Source organism: Xanthobacter wiegelii (assembly GCF_043193855.2).
Lineage (GTDB): Bacteria > Pseudomonadota > Alphaproteobacteria > Rhizobiales > Xanthobacteraceae > Xanthobacter > Xanthobacter flavus_A.
On sequence record NZ_CM195529.1, the window covers coordinates 3,943,256 to 3,960,543 of the forward strand.

At 67.7% G+C, this 17,288-nt stretch carries 19 protein-coding genes, 1 tRNA gene and 1 riboswitch; of the genes, 9 read left to right on the forward strand and 11 right to left on the reverse strand.

The genetic code is table 11. From position 1 onward, the window contains the following. Positions 1-96: 96 nt before the first annotated feature. Positions 97-789 carry a ribulose-phosphate 3-epimerase gene (rpe, locus tag V5F63_RS18385; RefSeq protein WP_394100670.1) on the forward strand — a complete coding sequence of 231 codons (693 nt, stop codon included), beginning with the start codon at positions 97-99 and terminating at the stop codon, positions 787-789. Between the two features lie 69 nt (positions 790-858). On the opposite strand, the gene cysW is transcribed toward rpe, so the two are convergent. The 3 genes from cysW to V5F63_RS18400 form a co-directional block, all read right to left on the reverse strand. Beyond that, positions 859-1,731 carry a sulfate ABC transporter permease subunit CysW gene (gene cysW / locus V5F63_RS18390; protein ID WP_394100669.1) on the reverse strand — a complete coding sequence of 291 codons (873 nt, stop codon included), beginning with the start codon at positions 1,729-1,731 and terminating at the stop codon, positions 859-861. Then, positions 1,731-2,597: a sulfate ABC transporter permease subunit CysT gene (cysT, locus tag V5F63_RS18395; protein WP_209484711.1), complete on the reverse strand. Its 867-nt coding sequence runs from the start codon at positions 2,595-2,597 to the stop codon at positions 1,731-1,733. Before cysT ends, cysW begins: the two co-directional genes overlap by 1 nt. 197 nt (positions 2,598-2,794) lie before the next feature. Continuing rightward, positions 2,795-3,148 (reverse strand): hypothetical protein, encoded by a 354-nt coding sequence (locus V5F63_RS18400; protein ID WP_245327219.1) that lies wholly within the window; start codon positions 3,146-3,148, stop codon positions 2,795-2,797. A gap of 244 nt (positions 3,149-3,392) precedes the next feature. Here V5F63_RS18400 and V5F63_RS18405 point away from each other — a divergent pair, with 244 nt between their 5' ends. Next, positions 3,393-4,427: an aspartate-semialdehyde dehydrogenase gene (locus V5F63_RS18405; RefSeq protein ID WP_209484713.1), complete on the forward strand. Its 1,035-nt coding sequence runs from the start codon at positions 3,393-3,395 to the stop codon at positions 4,425-4,427. A 61-nt stretch (positions 4,428-4,488) separates the two neighbouring features. Here V5F63_RS18405 and V5F63_RS18410 read toward each other — a convergent pair whose 3' ends face one another. Then, positions 4,489-5,376 (reverse strand): DMT family transporter, encoded by an 888-nt coding sequence (locus V5F63_RS18410; RefSeq protein ID WP_209484715.1) that lies wholly within the window; start codon positions 5,374-5,376, stop codon positions 4,489-4,491. A 191-nt stretch (positions 5,377-5,567) separates the two neighbouring features. Here V5F63_RS18410 and V5F63_RS18415 point away from each other — a divergent pair, with 191 nt between their 5' ends. The 6 genes from V5F63_RS18415 to V5F63_RS18440 all read left to right on the forward strand — a co-directional run bounded on the left by V5F63_RS18415 (position 5,568) and on the right by V5F63_RS18440 (position 9,673). Then, the gene (locus V5F63_RS18415; RefSeq protein WP_024280433.1) at positions 5,568-5,780 is read left to right on the forward strand and encodes a Trm112 family protein; all 213 of its coding nucleotides are present in this window, start codon (positions 5,568-5,570) and stop codon (positions 5,778-5,780) included. A gap of 60 nt (positions 5,781-5,840) precedes the next feature. Then, a riboswitch (TPP riboswitch) is annotated at positions 5,841-5,940 on the forward strand. Then, positions 5,929-7,134 carry a glycine oxidase ThiO gene (gene thiO / locus V5F63_RS18420; protein ID WP_394100668.1) on the forward strand — a complete coding sequence of 402 codons (1,206 nt, stop codon included), beginning with the start codon at positions 5,929-5,931 and terminating at the stop codon, positions 7,132-7,134. (Overlaps the previous riboswitch by 12 nt.) Before the next feature lie 5 nt (positions 7,135-7,139). Continuing rightward, a complete protein-coding gene (thiS, locus tag V5F63_RS18425; protein WP_209484719.1) occupies positions 7,140-7,346 on the forward strand; it encodes a sulfur carrier protein ThiS in 207 nt (68 codons plus the stop codon). Positions 7,347-7,399: 53 nt separating this feature from the next. Beyond that, a complete protein-coding gene (locus tag V5F63_RS18430; protein ID WP_209484721.1) occupies positions 7,400-8,191 on the forward strand; it encodes a thiazole synthase in 792 nt (263 codons plus the stop codon). Between the two features lie 37 nt (positions 8,192-8,228). After that, positions 8,229-8,828 carry a thiamine phosphate synthase gene (locus V5F63_RS18435; RefSeq protein WP_509210837.1) on the forward strand — a complete coding sequence of 200 codons (600 nt, stop codon included), beginning with the start codon at positions 8,229-8,231 and terminating at the stop codon, positions 8,826-8,828. Positions 8,829-8,920: 92 nt separating this feature from the next. Next, on the forward strand, positions 8,921-9,673 hold the full coding sequence (locus V5F63_RS18440; RefSeq protein ID WP_394100667.1) for a carbonic anhydrase: 753 nt from the start codon (positions 8,921-8,923) through the stop codon (positions 9,671-9,673). A 119-nt stretch (positions 9,674-9,792) separates the two neighbouring features. Here the strand turns inward: V5F63_RS18440 and V5F63_RS18445 are convergent, their stop codons facing one another. From V5F63_RS18445 to V5F63_RS18465, 5 genes are all read right to left on the reverse strand, one after another. Then, positions 9,793-10,197, reverse strand: a complete 405-nt coding sequence (locus V5F63_RS18445; RefSeq protein ID WP_209484725.1) for an EF-hand domain-containing protein — start codon at positions 10,195-10,197, stop codon at positions 9,793-9,795. 161 nt (positions 10,198-10,358) lie between these two features. After that, positions 10,359-12,080 carry a 30S ribosomal protein S1 gene (gene rpsA, locus V5F63_RS18450; protein ID WP_209484727.1) on the reverse strand — a complete coding sequence of 574 codons (1,722 nt, stop codon included), beginning with the start codon at positions 12,078-12,080 and terminating at the stop codon, positions 10,359-10,361. A 341-nt stretch (positions 12,081-12,421) separates the two neighbouring features. Next, positions 12,422-12,946 (reverse strand): universal stress protein, encoded by a 525-nt coding sequence (locus V5F63_RS18455; RefSeq protein WP_394100666.1) that lies wholly within the window; start codon positions 12,944-12,946, stop codon positions 12,422-12,424. Positions 12,947-13,040: 94 nt separating this feature from the next. Further along, positions 13,041-14,591, reverse strand: a complete 1,551-nt coding sequence (locus V5F63_RS18460; RefSeq protein ID WP_394100665.1) for a M48 family metalloprotease — start codon at positions 14,589-14,591, stop codon at positions 13,041-13,043. A 20-nt stretch (positions 14,592-14,611) separates the two neighbouring features. Beyond that, positions 14,612-15,325: a hypothetical protein gene (locus V5F63_RS18465; RefSeq protein ID WP_394100664.1), complete on the reverse strand. Its 714-nt coding sequence runs from the start codon at positions 15,323-15,325 to the stop codon at positions 14,612-14,614. A 410-nt stretch (positions 15,326-15,735) separates the two neighbouring features. On the opposite strand from V5F63_RS18465, the gene V5F63_RS18470 reads away from it, so the two are divergent. Continuing rightward, positions 15,736-15,812: transfer RNA gene (locus tag V5F63_RS18470), tRNA-Arg, on the forward strand. A gap of 50 nt (positions 15,813-15,862) precedes the next feature. On the opposite strand, the gene coaA is transcribed toward V5F63_RS18470, so the two are convergent. Then, complete coding sequence (gene coaA / locus V5F63_RS18475; RefSeq protein ID WP_209484735.1) at positions 15,863-16,834, reverse strand: type I pantothenate kinase; 972 nt, start codon at positions 16,832-16,834, stop codon at positions 15,863-15,865. Positions 16,835-16,850: 16 nt separating this feature from the next. Continuing rightward, positions 16,851-17,177 (reverse strand): phosphoribosyl-ATP diphosphatase, encoded by a 327-nt coding sequence (locus V5F63_RS18480; RefSeq protein WP_209484737.1) that lies wholly within the window; start codon positions 17,175-17,177, stop codon positions 16,851-16,853. Positions 17,178-17,288 lie beyond the last annotated feature (111 nt).

Consider the following 17,288-nt stretch of genomic DNA (forward strand, 5'->3'; position numbering starts at 1 on the left):
GCGCAGCAGGCTCTTTTCAGGGACGGTCATGAAGGGAGCCGCCTTCGGCGCAGTCTTGTGCCGGACCCCGGCTCTCCAGACGTTGAGGAGATTGCCATGGCCCGCGCCTATCCCATCATCGCCCCGTCCATTCTTTCGGCGGACTTCACCCGCCTCGGTGCCGAGGTGGATGCGGTGCTCGAGGGCGGTGCCGAGTGGATCCATTTCGACGTGATGGACAACCATTACGTCCCCAACCTCACCATCGGCCCGCTGATCCTCCAGTCCCTGCGCAAGGCGACGAAGGCGTTCGTGGACGTCCACCTCATGGTGAGGCCGGTGGACGGCATGATCGAGGCCTTCGCGAGCGCCGGCGCCGACCTCATCTCCTTCCACCCGGAAGCGTCCGAGCATGTGGACCGCTCGCTCCAGCTCATCCGCTCCAAGGGCGTGAAGGCGGGCCTGGTGCTGAACCCGGCCACCCCCCTCTCTGTGCTGGACTACACGCTGGAGCAGCTCGACCTCGTGCTGGTCATGTCGGTGAATCCCGGCTTCGGCGGGCAGGCCTTCATCCCCTCGGCGCTGGACAAGCTCAAGGCCATCCGGGAGCGCATCGACGCCTCGGGCCGCGACATCCGCCTGGAGATCGACGGCGGGGTGAAGGTGGACAATATCGGCGCCATCGCGGCCGCCGGGGCGGACACCTTCGTCGCCGGCAGCGCCATCTATGGCGCCAAGGACTATGCCGCGACCATCGCCGCCATGAAGCGCGAAATCGCCGCCGCGACCGGCACCGCTGCGGCGGCGTGAGGCTATCTCAAGCGGTGCGGCTCCTGAGCGAAGACGCTCGGCACCGGTCGAAGACCGCAGCCGAGCCGATCAATGCCCCGGCCGGCGCGGCGCGATGATCTCGCCCCGTGCCCGTTCCGCCCGCTCGATCAGGTATTTTGCCACCAGCGTGAACAGTGCCACGCCGGCGAGCACGGTGGCGGCTGCGAAGGCCGCGACCGTGTGGCTGTCCTGATAGAGCAGCTCGATCTGCAGCGGCAGGGTCGAGGTCTGGCCCCGGATGTTGCCAGAGACGATGGAGACGGCGCCGAACTCGCCCATCACCCGCGCATTGCACAGGGCCGCGCCGTAGAGCAGCGCGAACTTCACGTTGGGCAGGGTGACGAGCCGCAGCACGTCAAAGCCCGAGGCGCCCAGGCTCACCGCCGCTTCCTCCTCGTCGCGCCCCTGCGCCATCATCAGCGGCACCAGCTCGCGCAGCACGAAGGGCGCGGTGACGAACAGGCTGGCGAGGATGATGGCCGGCACCGCGAACATGATCTTGATGTCGTTTGCCTGCAGGAACGGCCCGAACAGCCCCTGCGCCCCATAGACGAAGAGATAGGCGACGCCGGCCACGATGGGCGAGATGGAGAAGGGCAGCTCCGCCAGGGCCAGCAGCAGGTTGCGGCCGCGGAAGGAGAATTTCGTCACCGCCCAGGCCGCCGCGATTCCGAAGGCGGTGTTGAGCGGCACGCAGATGATGGCGGCGAGCAGCGTCAGCCCCACCGCGTGCAGCGTATCGGGCCGGGCGAGCGCTTCGAGATAGGCCGGGAGGCCGCGCGCGAAGGCCTCGGCGAAGATGACCGCCAGCGGCGCGATCAGCGCCAGCGCAGTGGTCGCCAGCACCAATGTGAGAATCACCGCGCGGGTTGCCGTGCCGTCGCCGACGCGCAGGCGGTGGCGGTTGACGGGATACGCCATCAGGCATCCCCCATCGCGAACTTCTGGTGCCACGCCTGCACGGCGTTGACGATCAGCAGCATGAGGAAGGCGAGGCCAAGCATGGTGACGGCGATGGCCGCCGCGGCGGCATAGTCATATTCCTCCAGCCGGATGAAGGTGAGCAGCGCCACGATCTCGGTGCGGAACGGCTGGTTGCCGGCGATGAACACCACCGCGCCGAACTCGCCCAAAGAGCGGGCGAAGGCCAGCGACGTGCCGGCGAGGAAGGCCGGGAAGATCGCGGGAAAGATGATGCGGCGGAAGATGGTGAGGTCGCTCGCGCCCAGCGTCGCGCCTGCCTCTTCCAGCTCCGGCTCCATGTCCTCCAGCACCGGCTGCACCGTGCGCACCACGAAGGGGATCGAGGTGAAGGCCATGGCGCAGACGATGCCGGCCGGAGCGTAAGCCACCTGAATGCCCCACTGCGCCAGCGGCGCGCCGAACCAGCCGTTCTTGGCGAACAGCGCCGTCAGCGCGAGGCCAGCCACCGCCGTGGGCAAGGCGAAGGGCACGTCGACCATGGCATCAAGCAGGCGCTTGCCGGGAAACTCGTAGCGCACCAGCACCCAGGCGAGGGCAAGGCCATAGACCGCGTTGAACAGCGCCGCCAGCGCCGCCGTGGTCAGCGTCACCTGGAAGGAGGCGAGCGTGCGCGGCGAGGTGATGATGGCGATGTAGCGCTCGAAGCCCACATCCGCCGCCTTCAGCAGCAGCGCGCCGATGGGCAGGAGCACGATGAGGCCGAGATAGAGCAGCGTGAGGCCGAGCGAGAGCCGCAGGCCCGGAATGACGCTTCGGCGCGACTGGCGGCTCAGCATCGGCAGCGCGAAGCGGGGGCGGGGCATGGGCTCTTAGGGGGCATCTTGCGCTGGAGGGTCGGGCCGACGTCGCGGCATACGGCCGTTATGGCGCGCACGGGCGGAAATGTCATGCTTGGCCGGGATAAAAATTAAACACCGCGAAATCGCTGTGATTTCACGCCACAAAAAAGGGCCGCGAGGCGGCCCCTTCCGTCTTCTTCGGTTGCTTCGGTTGCCTTGGCTCAAAACCCCGGCAGGTCGAAGGCGCCCGGCAGCGGCCAGCGCAGGCCAGTGATCGGGCCGGGCCCAGCGGCGGTGGGTCCATAGGTCGGGTAGAAGTAGCCGGGCGAAAGCGCGTAGTCGAGATAGGACTTGGAGCCGGGCTTCACCACGGTTCCGGCGTCGAGATACGAGCGGCGCTCGACGACGATACGATTGCGCTTCTTCACCGTCTGCGCCTCGGCGCTGTCGGCGGAAGCGATGGAGAAGGCACCCGTGGTCGCCGCGATGGCCGCGACCGCCAGCGACACCGAGAGCGCCGTCTTCAGGCCCGTGCGGGCAAGAGAAGCGAAGGCGGTGAACGAAGCGAAACCCATGGCATCCTCCCAGATCGGCGCAGGGCCGACCTTGACTGGATTAATAGACGTTTGTCCCCTGCGCAAGGAAACCCGCCTCCTCGGCGCCATGTTCCCGCCGTCTCGCGGCCGGCGCGTGGCGTTCACGCAACAGTCGCTTGCGCCGATGGCATGGCTGATCGCGAATCTTCGATTTGCAAGGCTAGGGGGTTCGGCCTAAAAGCACGGTCTTCGGCCGCATGGGCCGATACATCCGAGGAACATCATGGGTTACAAGGTCGCCGTCGTCGGCGCCACGGGCAACGTGGGCCGGGAGATTCTCTCGATCCTCGACGAGCGGGGCTTCCCCGCGGACGAGGTCGTTGCGCTCGCTTCGCGAAAGTCGCAGGGCGTGGAAGTCTCTTACGGCGACAAAACCCTGAAGGTGAAGGCGCTTGAGACCTACGACTTCTCCGACACCGACATCTGCCTGATGTCGGCCGGCGGGGCCGTGTCCAAGGAATGGTCGCCGAAGATCGGCGCGCAGGGCTGCGTCGTCATCGACAATTCGTCCCAGTGGCGCATGGACCCGGACGTGCCGCTGATCGTTCCCGAGGTGAATGCGGACGCCATCGTCGGCTTCTCCAAGAAGAACATCATCGCCAATCCGAACTGCTCCACGGCGCAGCTCGTGGTCGCGCTGAAGCCGCTGCATGATGCCGCGACCATCAAGCGCGTGGTGGTCTCCACCTACCAGTCCGTCTCCGGCGCCGGCAAGGACGGCATGGACGAGCTGTTCTCCCAGACGCGGGCCATCTTCGTCTCCGATCCGGTGGAGCCGAAGAAGTTTCCGAAGCGCATCGCCTTCAACCTCATCCCGCAGATCGACGTCTTCATGGACGACGGTTACACCAAGGAAGAGTGGAAGATGGTGGCCGAGACCAAGAAGATTCTCGACCCCAAGATCAAGCTCACGGCCACCTGTGTCCGCGTGCCGGTCTTCATCTCCCACTCCGAGGCGGTGAACGTGGAGTTCGAGAAGGAGCTTTCGGCCGACGACGCGCGCAAGATCCTGCGCGAGGCGCCGGGCATCCTCGTCATCGACACCCGTGAGCCGGGCGGCTACGCCACCCCCCACGAGGCAGCCGGCGAGGACGCGACCTACATCTCGCGCCTGCGCGACGACCCGACCGTGGACAACGGCATCGCCTTCTGGTGCGTGTCGGACAATCTGCGCAAGGGCGCCGCGCTGAACGCGGTGCAGATTGCCGAGGTGCTGGTGAACCGCAAGCTCATCACCGCCCGTTCCAAGGCGGCGTGAGCGTTTCAACACTTTGAGAGTGACGGACGGCCCGCTTCGGCGGGCCGTTTGCTTTTGGGGGTCAGCGCGGCCGGGAGCGGGTGCGCTGCGCCACGGCCACCACCAGCGCCACGCCTGCGGCGAAGGCGATGGTCTCGGCGTCCGGCACCTCGCCATTGATCGGCCAGGCGAGGCCCACCGTCACGAAGGTTTGCAGCAACTGCATCTGCCCGACGCGGGCGATGCCGCCTGTGGCGAGCCCGGCGTTCCAGAAAAAGAAGCCGATGAGCTGGCTGAACAGGCCGAGATAGACCAGCGCCGCCCAGGAGGCGCCCGCAACGTCCCCCGCCCCGCCCCATGGAAAGGTGAGGAGCGCGAGCGGCAGCGTCACCGGCAGGCAGAGGATCAGCATGAAGGCGATCACCTCCCACCCCGACATGGTGCGGGCGAGGCCGCCCGAGACGGCGTAGCCGATGGCGCAGGCGATGACGCCGAGGAACAGCAGGCTGTCGCCCATCCCCAGCGCACCGCCCGCGCCATTGCGCAAGGCGAAGGCCACCACCAGTCCGGCCCCCACCGCACTCGCGGCGAACAGGCCGAGGCCCGGCCGTTCCCCGGCCAGCAACATGGCGGCGATGGCCGTGCACAGGGGCAGAAGTCCAAGCACGATGCCGCCATGGGCCGCCGGCACCGTCTGGGTGGCGACGCCGATGGCCAGCGGGAACACGAAAATCAGGCAGGCGGAGGAGACAGCGAGGCGCCACAGCACCGCGCGCTGGCCGAACGGCCACGGCCGGCGCATCACCAGCACCAGCCCCAGCGCCGCGAAACCTGCGAGGGCCGCGCGGCCGAAGCTGATGAAGGAGGGGCTGAAATCGTGCAGGGCAAACCGCGTGAGGGGCAGCGTCGCGCCGAACATCACCACCGCGACGAAGCCGAGAAGAAGCCCTATGGCCAGACGTCGATCCATGCGGCTCCCGGCGCTGTTCAGGGCCGCTTCATTAGGACGTGTGCAGCTGAAAAGACAGCGAAACCGCTTGATATGACCATCAGGAACCGTGATGGCGCGAAAAACGCAGGTGAAAGGCGGCACCGTCGCCGCTATGGTGGCGCGCCGCCGAACCCGTGCCATCCCAGCGCGCGGCCCTGAAGAGCGAGAACATGATCCAGTCCCAGCGTCCCGGCCATGACGTCGACCCCAAGCTGCTCGAAATCCTGGTCTGCCCCCTCACCAAGGGGCCGTTGGAATATGATCGCGAGCGCCAGGAGCTGATCTCCCGCGCAGCGCGCCTCGCCTATCCCATCCGCGACGGGATCCCGATCATGCTCGCCGACGAGGCGCGCCAGCTGGACGAAAGCGAACTCAACCGCTGAGGTCCGCCGCGTCCCACGCGCCCGCCTCTTGCAGTTCTGCGGCCGGCATGAGTAAATAACAGATACGGCCTGGGGTGCCGCGCATCATGCGCGGCTGAGATCATACCCATCGAACCTGTCTGGATCATGCCAGCGTAGGGAGATGCCGATGAGCGAGAGCTTGTCGCAGTTTGTTTCCGCACCATCGTCGCAAGCCGGCTCCGGATCGGCAGGCAAGGCGAAGCCCCGTGTGGCGATCGTCGGCGGCGGCGTCATCGGCCTCGCCCTCGCATGGCGCCTCGCTGACGCCGGCTGCCCGGTGGACCTGTTCGATGCCGGCGAGACCGGGCAAGGCGCGAGCCGCGCCGCCGCCGGGATGCTCGCCGCCTGCGCCGAGGCCGAGCCGGGCGAGGAAGGCCTGCTCCCCCTCACCCGCGCCAGCCAGACCCTTTGGCCCGCCTTCGCCGCGGAGCTGGAGCGCATCTCCGGCGAGCCGGTGGACCTGCGCACCGAAGGCACGATCACCATCGCCCTCACGGCGGATGACCTCGCCAAGCTGCGCCACCTCTTCGCCTTCCAGCAGGGGCTGGGCCTGCCCGTCCAGTGGCTCAGCGCCGCCGAGGTCCGCCGACGCGAGCCCTATCTGGCGCCACGCCTCGCCGGCGGCGTGCTGAGCCCGCAGGACCACCAAGTCGACAACCGCAGGGTGGCGGCCGCGCTGAAAATCGCCGCGCTCAAGGCTGGCGCGAGGCTCCACGAACACACCCCGGTCAGCCGGGTGGAGACGGCCGGCGGCCGCGCCACCGGCGTCGTCACGGGCGAGACGCACCATGCCGCCGACGTGGTGGTGCTCGCGGCCGGCGCCTGGAGCCGGGGCGTGGACATCACCCCGGCGACGCCGCTGCCGGTGCGCCCCATCAAGGGCCAGATGCTCTCCCTGCGCATGGACCCGGCCGCGCCCATCCTCTCCCATGTCCTGTGGGCACCGGGCTCCTACCTCGTGCCTCGGCGCGACGGACGTCTCATCATCGGCGCCACCACCGAGGAGAAGGGGTTCGACACGGACCTGACGGCCGGCGGCCAGCTGGCGCTGCTCACCCATGCGTGGCGGGCGCTGCCGACGCTGGAGGAACTGAGCATCGTCGAGCAATGGGTCGGCTTCCGCCCCGGTAGCCGGGACGACGCGCCCATCCTCGGCCCGAGCCCGGAGGTGGACGGCCTCGTCTACGCCACCGGCCATCACCGCAACGGCATCCTCCTTCTACCCGTGACGACGCAGGTGATCGCCGACCACATCCTCGGCGGCACAATGGCGGATGTCGCCCTGCCGTTCGGCGCGGAGCGCTTCGGCCCGCCGCGCGCGGCGGCGGAGTGAGCACCATGCTGGCCCTGAAGGTGAACGGCGCCGAGGAGGCCCATCCCGTGGCCACCGTCGCCGACCTGCTCGTCGCCAAAGGGCTGGAGCCGGAGCGCAAGGGCATCGCGGTGGCGGTGAACGGCGCCGTGGTGCCCCGCCGCACCTGGACCGAGGCGCGCCTTTCCGCAGGCGACGCCGTTGAGATCATCGAGGCCAAGCAGGGCGGTTGAGCCCCGGCCCAACAAAACAGGGCGCTCCTGAATGGGCGCCGGGAAGAAGCACCATGAGCGCGTTCCAGACTCCCAACGCCGATCCCCTCGTCATCGCCGGACGCACCTTCTCGTCACGGCTGTTCCTGGGCACGGCGGGCTATCCCAACCAGAAGGTGTTCCTTGATGCGCTCGCCGCCTCGGGCAGCGAGATGGCGACGGCCTCCATCCGCCGCATCAGCCTCGCCGGCTATGAGGAGAGCCTGACGGACCTGCTCACCGGCCGCGTCCACATCCTGCCCAACACCGCCGGCTGCCAGACCGCGAAGGACGCGGTGCTCACCGCCGAGCTCGCCCGCGAGGCGCTGGAGACGGACTGGGTGAAGCTGGAGGTCATCGGCGACCGCGAGCTGCTCTATCCCAATGTGGAGGAGCTGCTGAAGGCGACGGAAGAGCTGGTCTCGCGCGGCTTCGTCGTGCTGCCCTATTGCAACGACGATCCGGTCACCTGCCAGAAGCTGGCCGATCTCGGCGCCGCCACCGTGATGCCGCTGGGCTCCATGATCGGCACCGGCCTCGGCATCGCCAACCCGCACATGATCGAGCTGATCTGCGCCCGCTCCCCGGTGCCGGTGGTACTGGATGCAGGCATCGGCACCGCCTCCGATGCGGCGCTGGCCATGGAACTGGGTTGCGCGGCGGTGCTGCTGAACACCGCCGTCTCCAAGGCGCTTGATCCGGTGCGTATGGCCACCGCCTTCCGCCACGCGGTGGAGGGCGGCCGCCTCGCCCGCCTCGCGGGGCGCATTCCGCGCAAGCTTCACGCCGAAGCCTCCAGCCCCGAATTCGGCCTCGTCGGGAGCTGACCCGCTGACCCGCCTGCCATCGCCGCCGCTGCTGCTCATCACCGACCGCAGGTTGGCGCGCGGCGATCTGGCGGACGTGGTAGGCGCGGCCTGCGCCGGCGGCGTTCGGTGGATCAGCCTGCGTGAGAAGGATCTTCCCAAAGCGGAACAGATCGCGCTTGTCGCCCGCCTGCGCATCGTCACCGCGCCATGGGGCGCGCGCCTGACGCTCCACGGGACACCGGAGCTGGCGCGCGCAGCTGGCGCCGACGGCGTGCACCTGTCCGGCGGTGGGGATGCTGCGGCGGCCCGGGCGCTGCTCGGCCCCGACGCGCTGGTGGGCCTCTCCGCCCACAGCCTCGCCGAAGCCGCTGTGGCTGCGCCAGGCGTCCTCGACTACCTCACCGCCAGCCCGGTTTTCCCTACCACCTCCAAGCCGGGGCACGGCCCGGCTCTAGGCGTGGCCGGCCTTGGAGCCTTTGCCCGCACTTCGTCGGTGCCGGTGATCGCCCTCGCGGGCATCGACGCGGATACCCTGCCGATCTGCTTCCGGGCTGGCGCGAAAGGCGTCGCCGTCATGGGCGGCATCATGCGTGCGGAAGACCCCGCGGCGATCGTCGCGACCCTCCTCGCAGGGATTCCCCCACACGCCATCTGATCCGATTCGGAGCGGACTCAGCTTTGGCGCGCACCCGCCACTTTGATAAGCCTCACCATGGCGGATCGCTGCCAGATCAAGGGGGGAAATCCATGACCATAAATCGACGCACGCTGCTTGCGGGCTTGGTTGCCTGTCCCGTTTGCGCCACTGCCGCACGCGCCTCCGAGGGCGCGCACTGGACGTACGAAGGCCTTGGCGGCCCGCAGGAATGGGGTTCGCTGGAGAAAGGCTTTTCCGCCTGTTCGGTCGGCACCCAGCAGTCGCCCATTAATCTTGAAGGCGCGGTGAAAGCCGAGAGCGCCGGCCCCATGCTCGCGTGGAAACCGTTCGCCTACAAGGTGGTGAACAATGGCCACACCATTCAGGCCGACGTGACCGGGGACGGCGGCACCGCCACCCTCGGCGGCAAGACCTATGCGCTGAAGCAGTTCCACTTCCATGCGCCGAGCGAGCATGCCGTGGACGGCAAGCGCACCGCCATGGAAGCGCATTTCGTCCATGCCGCGCCCGAGGGCGGGCTTCTGGTGGCGGGCGTCTTCATGGTGCCCGGCACGGCCAATGCCGCTCTCTCCACCATCATGGCGGCGGCGCCGCGCGCGGCCGGAGACAAGACGCTGGCCGCCCCGCTCAATCCGGCTGGCTTTCTGCCATCGGCCCGCGGCACCTATCGCTACGAGGGGTCGCTGACCACCCCGCCCTGCTCTGAAATCGTGGACTGGAACGTGTTCGCGGCGCCCATCGAAGTGGCGCAGGCGGATATCGACGCCTTCCGCGCCATCTTCCCCATGAACGCCCGCCCGCTGCAGGCGGTGAACCGACGTTTCCTTCTGCGCCTCAACTGAGACGAAGCAGGGGACGGGAGGCGCCGCTATGGGGGGCGCCCACGTGCTTTCCATCGGGGAAGGACGCCGCGCCCTCCCCGACTCCCTCACGCTCGCGTCAGGCGCGCGTCAGCCCCGCGTCACTTGGCGATGAGCAGAATGAGCTGCTGGCCGGCGGGGGCATCCAGCTCCGCTTCGGTCAGCTTGCCGTCCTTGTTGGCATCGGCATCGTTGAAGCGCTTGCGGACGATGATGAGCCACTCGTCCAGCTCCAGCGTCTTGTCACCGTCCTTGTTGAACTGCGCCCAGTCCTCGTCGGACAGCCGGCCCTTGGTCTCGGCGGCCTCCAGGGTCTTGTCCTTGTCGGGATTGATGGCCTTGAACACCTTGGTCCCGAGGTCGATGGCCTCGACGATCTCGACGGTGCTGTCCTTGTCCTTGTTGTACTTGCGAAGGAATTCCTTGCCGGTGAGGGCGAAGGCCGACCCCGTGGCAGCGAGCGAGACCGCGGCGACGACGCCGAGGGAAATCATCCTGCGCTTCATGGCAAAACCTCCCGATTTTTGACATCAAGACTGGGATACGTCCGCACCGATCCCGGCACAAGAACGCCGGGCGGCGTCCGAATGGCGCACGGGTTGAAAAAAAGGGCCGGTGCAATGCACCGGCCCTTCGTTCTTTCAGACGGTCCGATCGCGCGTGGCGATCAGTCCTCCTTCTCGACCTCGTCGACGGTGGCATCGGCGGCGCGCTGCTTCAGCGCGGCACCCAGGATATCGCCGAGCGAAGCGCCCGAATCCTGCGAGCCGAACTGGGCCACGGCCTCACGCTCTTCCGCGATTTCCATCGCTTTGATGGAGACCTGCACCTTGCGCGCCTTGCGGTCGAACAGGGTGACGCGGGCGTCGAGCTTGTCGCCGACCGAGAAGCGCTCGGGGCGCTGGTCGTTGCGGTCACGAGCGAGCTCGGAGCGCTTGATGAAGGCGGACAGATCGGTGCCGGTGAGCTTCACCTCGATGCCGCCGTCCTTCACGTCGGAGACTTCGCAGGTCACGACCGCGCCCTTCTTCACCTCGCCCGCGTCGGCGAAGGGATCGCCGGCCAGCTGCTTGATGCCGAGGGAGATGCGCTCCTTCTCGACGTCCACGTCGAGCACCACGGCCTTCACCATGTCGCTCTTGCGGTATTCGTCGATCACCTGCTCGCCCGGACGGTTCCAGTCGAGGTCGGAGAGATGGACCATGCCGTCCACATCGCCGTCGAGGCCGAGGAACAGGCCGAACTCGGTCTTGTTCTTGACCTCGCCTTCCACCACCGCGCCGGGCGCATACTTCTCGGCGAAGGCCTCCCAGGGGTTCTGGAGGGTCTGCTTGAGGCCGAGGGAGATGCGGCGCTTGGCCGAATCCACTTCCAGCACCTGAACCTCGACCTCCTGGGAGGTGGAGACGATCTTGCCGGGGTGGACGTTCTTCTTGGTCCACGACATCTCGGAGACGTGGATGAGGCCCTCGATGCCGGGCTCCAGCTCCACGAACGCACCGTAGTCGGTGATGTTGGTGACGCGACCCTTGAAGCGGGCCTCCACCGGATACTTGGCCTCGATGCCCTCCCAGGGATCGCCCAGAAGCTGCTTCATGCCGAGCGAGATGCGGTGGGTCTCGTGGTTGATCTTGATGATCTTGACCTTCACCGTCTGGCCGATGTTGAGCACCTCGGTCGGGTGGTTCACGCGGCGCCAGGCGATGTCGGTGACGTGCAGCAGGCCGTCGATGCCGCCGAGATCAACGAACGCACCGTAATCGGTGATGTTCTTGACCACGCCGTCGATGGCCTGACCCTCTTCGAGGTTCTGCACCAGCTCGTGGCGCTGCTCGGCGCGGGTCTCTTCCAGCACGGTGCGGCGGGAGACGACGATGTTGCCGCGGCGACGATCCATCTTGAGGATCTGGAAAGGCTGCTGGTTGTGCATCAGCGGGCCGACGTCGCGGATCGGGCGGATGTCCACCTGGGAGCGCGGCAGGAAGGCCACGGCGCCGTCGAGATCGACGGTGAAGCCGCCCTTCACCTGGTTGAAGATCACGCCGAAGACCTTCTCGTTGGCCGTGAAGGCCTTCTCGAGCTTGACCCAGCTTTCCTCGCGGCGCGCCTTGTCGCGCGAGAGGACGGCTTCGCCCATGGCGTTCTCGACGCGCTCGAGATAGACCTCGACCTCGTCACCCACCTTGATGGCGTTCTCGCGGCCGGGGCCGGCGAACTCGCGCAGGGCCACGCGCCCTTCCGTCTTCAGGCCGATATCGATGATCGCCAGATCCTTCTCGATGGCGACCACGATGCCCTTGACCACCGAACCTTCATTGGTGTCGGCACGGCCGAAGCTCTCGTCGAGCAGGGCGGCAAAATCCTCACGGGTGGTTTCTACGGCGGACATTCACGCTCCAGACTTGCTGCGCCGGCATCTCGTGTTGCGAGGCCCGAGCCGCTCGGGTGTCCGCCATTCAAGAAATGACGAACGGCCGCCGCAAAAGCGGCGGGCCGGCGCGAAGGCCGGGCGGCACGGGCGATGAATTGGATGTCGCTGCGCGCTCACAGAAAGCCAGGGCGGGCTGCCTCCAACGATCAGGACCCGCGTATACCGCCGGTCCCTGCCCGCCCGGGCGGCTCCCCGCTTGGGGAGCGCGGCCACGAACGGGGCTCACATAGTGCAAAAACCCCGCTGGCGCAAGGCCGCGGGCCAGTGTCCCAAGCGCGGGCGGTACGCCGGGAGGCGGCTCAGCGCCCCGGCGCCAGGAAGGCGGGGCTGGGCTCGGGCCATTCCGCGCTACCGGCTGGCTTGGCCTGGACGGCGGGGGCCATCTCCTCCCGCACCACCAGCACCGGTATGCCGGAGTGCGTGAGCACCTTCGTCGTCTCGCTGCCCAGCACCACGGCCGAAAGCCCCCTGCGGCCGTGGGAGGCCATCACGATGAGATCGCAGCCCTCGGCCTCTGCGGTGGCGATGATGCCGTGGAAGGGCTGGTCGTCCTCCACATGCACCTGCTTGGCCTCGATCCCCGCCGCGCTGGCGGAAGCGGCGGCGCGGGAGAGCACGGCTTCGGCCTTTCGCCCGCTCTGGCGCCGGTATTCGGCCTCCGTGTCGGCGATCTGGTCGGCCTCGGTGCTGAAAAGGTGGAAGCGCTCGCTGGCGGTGACAATCACGAGGCCGGCGTGAAGCGCGGCGGCGAGCGCGACGGCGTGGGACACCGCGAGGACGGACAGGGCCGATCCATCGGTGGCGACGAGGATTTTCTTGTACATGGGCTCCCTCCCGAACGGGAGCTCGATCATAGCAGCGGGGGACAATGAAACCGCTTGCGCACCATCAATTCGCCGGGAGCGGGGAGAATGCCCGTCAGTCGGCGATGATCTTGACCTTCTCGCCATACTTCAGCCGGGCGTTCGCATCGAGCCCGTTCAGGATGAGGAACCGCTCCACCGGGCGGTCGGGCACCTGCATCTTGCCGGCCATCTTCTCCACCGTATCGCCGAGGCCCACCTGCACGATGCGCACGCGCAGCGGCTTCACCGTATCCGCCTCGCCGGAGGAGACGCGGCGGAAGGTGTCGGCGGCCGCGCGGAACTGCCGGTCCAGCTCCGGCGTCAGCTCACGGGCGGCGAAGATCAGGCGGTAGACATCCGAGCCGAAGCGGATGGCGAACATGCGGAACGACCACTGGTCCCCCCGCGCCACCGCCGTCGCGGCGCTGAAGCCGTTCACCGTGAGCGATTCGACGGTGTTGATCTCCACCCCGTCGATCCAGCCGGACGAGAGATATTGCGCCAGCGACTGGTCGCCGGGAATGCGGACGGCATCGAGCCTGAGCGCCTCGCGGCCGGTCTGGGTCGCGCCCAGCACCGCCTGGGAGGTGTTTTCCAGCGAGAAGCCTTCCGGCGCGGAGAAGGTGAAGCCGAGCTTGGGGTGCAGGAACCTGCGGCCGCGGACGAAGCCTTCCTTGGGATCGTCGCCGTAGACCATGCCGTTGATGACGTTGAAATAGGCGCTGCGGTCCCGCTCGCCGTCGGACGGGCCGGCCGCCGGCGCATACTGGCGGGCATTGGCGATGGCGATGGAGATGCGCTCGGGCGTCGCCGGGTGGGACGACAGGAAGTCCATGTCCGGCGTGCTGGAGGACGATCCCGAGATGGCCGTGCTCTTCATCTCCGAATAGCGGCCCATGTCGGTGAGGAAGCGCGAGGCGCCATAGGGATCGAAGCCGGCGCGCGCGGCGATGCCGACGCCGATGGCATCCGCCTCCAGTTCCTGCCCGCGATTGAACGAGGCGAGCGTGCGCCGGCTCTTCTGCATGGCAAGGGCGCCGAGATCCGGGTCGTTCACCACGTCCGAGATGACGCGGCTCACCAGCACCGCCTGCTTCACCTGATCCTCGCGAATGGTGGCGTGGCGGGCGATGACATGGGCCATCTCGTGCGCCAGCACGGAGGACAGCTCGGACGTGTCGTTGGCCAGCGCCAGTAGGCCGCGCGTCACGTAGAGCGAGCCATCCGGAAGGGCAAAGGCGTTGATGGCCGGGGAATTCAGCACGGTGACGCGATACTTCAGGTCCGGCCGCTCGGACGCCGCGACGAGGCGCTCCACCACCTTCTGGATGAGCGCCTTCAGCTCGGGATCGTCATAGGCACCGCCGTAGCTCGCAACGAGCTTTTCATGCTCGCGCCGCTGCGAGGGCGACATGTCGGCGAATTCGGACGCCGGGCTGGTGGAGGCGAGGGGCACGCTCACCTGATCGAGGTCGATGCCCGTGCATCCAGTGAGCCACAGCGGGAAGGCGACGGCGGCGCAGGCGAGCAGCGTACGAAGGCCTGATCGCGGGGCGTGCGCGTGCGCAGGCGCTTCCGCCCGAACCCGCCTCGCCGCACCCTGGCCTCTCAGCGCCTCACGCACCCAGCACCTCATTCATCCGTTCACCGCTCCCGGCGCCTCGACGGCAGCGCCTGCGTATCGGGCGCGGGATCGACCCTGCCCTCGATGCGCAGCACCTCGCCCCGCCGCCGCGGCGCCATGGCCGGCCCGCCTTCATCGCGGACGACTCCCCTTACCTGGATAAGGGAACCGCGCAAAATGGCAGGATCGAGCCTATCGCCCAAGATTGTGGCGAAATCCTCCCTCGCCAGCATGACAGTGAAATCTTGCTTCCACCTTGCCCCGAAATTCAGAAAAATCCGGTCGCGCCCGCCGGCGGCAAGGACCTTGCCTTCCGCAACGGAAAACAGGCCGAGCCGTTCCTCCATGGCCTGTTCATCGCCGGCTTGAGCAATCGCCGTGGCAAGGCTCCAGATGCCCCGGCGCGCGCCGCGCGCCTGCGCTTCGGCATCAAGGCGGCGCGCGGCGCAGGTGGTATCGCCATCCGCCGTCGCATAGCCGGCGCCCGCCCGAATGAGCGCCGTTGCGAGATCCTCCCGCCGCCCCTCCCCCGCCGCCGGGCACACGAGCCCCGCGGGGCCGACGAGCCGGCCGTGGCGGTCGGGCACAGCGGCGGCCGGCGCGATTGCGCAGCCATCAAGCACCGAAGCAACGGCCGCCCCCGCGAGCGCGAGCATCCGCCGGTCAGGCCAGAGGCGCGTCGGCAAGGCGATGCCTTCGGGGACAAGGCTTTTTCCATCCGCGAGGGAGAGCACCCCGGTTTCGCTCCAGCGGGCAACGCTTCCGGCCGCATCCGCCGGGTCTCCGGCACAGTCTGGAACACTTGCGGCGATCGGCGCGCCGCTCCGCTGGGGTGAGCGGGCAAGAGCCGGGGAGACGTTCGCGAGAATAAACCCCACCGCGAGAGCAAGACCCGCGAGACCGGCAAACGCCCGCCATGCCCCGCGCAATGCATGCATGTCGTGCGTAAGGACTGCGCGCTGTGGTGGATTGCCCCGCGTCATGCGACGACGATAGCGGCAACCCGCCCCTCAATTGAAGACAGGACCGATCAACTGTCCTTACCCCGCATTTCGCACCACCCCAGCCGTCCCCGCGCCGCACTGGGGAAAGCCGCCTTCCCGCCCCTTCCCTCCCGGCGTGCCGCGTTTTAGAAGAGGGGCATGTCCCGGTAGCTCAGCAGGATAGAGCAGCGGTTTCCTAAACCGCAGGTCAGGGGTTCGAATCCCTTCCGGGACACCATTTCCATTATAAATCAAAGACTTACACAAGGGCTCGCCACAGCGAGCAGCCTACAGCCGCCGGAGGCTCACCTCAGCCACCTCGTGGCGGCCGGCCTTGCGCAGGATGAGGTCGGCGCGCTGGCGGGTGGGCAGGATGTTTTCCTGCAGGTTCAAGAGATTGATCCGCCGCCAGATGGAGAGCGCGGTCGCCTGCGCTTCCTCCTCGGACAGCTGCGAGTAGCGGTGGAAGTAGGACAGGGGATCGGTGAAGGCGGTTTCGCGCAGGCGCATGAAGCGCTCCACGTACCAGCGCTCGATCACGTCCTCGTCGCCGTCGATATAGACCGAGAAGTCGAAGAAGTCGGAGACGAAGGGGATGGCCTTGCCGTCCTTGGGCGGGCGCGTGGTCTGCAGCACGTTCAGCCCCTCGACGATGAGGATGTCCGGCCGGTCGATCTCCACATACTGGTCAGGCATCACGTCGTAGAAGAAATGCGAGTAGAGCGGCGCGCGCACCGGCCGGCGGCCGGCCTTGATGTCTGTGAGGAAGCGCAGCAGCAAGGCGACGTCGTAGCTCTCCGGAAAGCCCTTCTTCTCCATCAGCCCCTCACGCTCGAGGATGGCGTTGGGCAGAAGGAAGCCGTCGGTGGTCACGAGGTCCACCTTGGGCGTGTTGGGCCAGCGGGCGAGCAGCGCCTGCAGCACGCGGGCGGTGGTGGATTTGCCCACCGCCACCGAGCCGGCGACGCCGATGATGTAGGGCATCTTCTCCTCGCCGTGGGCATCGCCCTCGCGATGGTCGAGGAAGTGGCTCATGGCGCGATAGAGCTTCTGCGTCGCCGCCACATAGAGCGACAGCAGGCGCGAGAGCGGGAGGTAGATCTCCTCCACCTCCTTCATGGAGAGGCGGACGCCGAGGCCTTCCAGCCGCGCGATCTCGTCCGGCCGCAGCGTCATGGGCGTGTCGCGGCGCAGCTTCGCCCACTCCTCACGCGAGAAGGAGCGATACGGGGAGAGGCCGGGATCGAGGGGCCGGTCCATGGTCGCGATGTCTCTGTCAGGCCTGAGGACGGGCGGCTTTTTCGGCGAGGCCGGACTGGGCGGTCCTGCGCGCAAGCTCGGCATGGATGTCGGCGAGCGCGATCCCGCGCGCCTTCAGCACCACCATGAGGTGGTAGAGGAGATCGCTCGCCTCTCCCACGAGATCCTTTTCGCTGCCCGAGACGGCGGCGATCACCGTCTCCACCGCCTCCTCGCCCAGCTTCTGGGCGCATTTGGCGACACCCTTGTCGAGCAGGGAGCGAGTGTAGGAGGCGCCGGCGTCCGCCGAGGCCCGCGCCGCGACGATGGCTTCGAGATCGGCGAGGGAGAAGCTGTCGCTCATCGGGTCGGCCCCACAAAAAGGGTCAGGAACGAAGGCACTGAAGCATTTTCAGCGACATGGGGCGCGGTTCGCATCAAGAAAATGCGAAAAACGGGTTAAACGGAAGCGCTG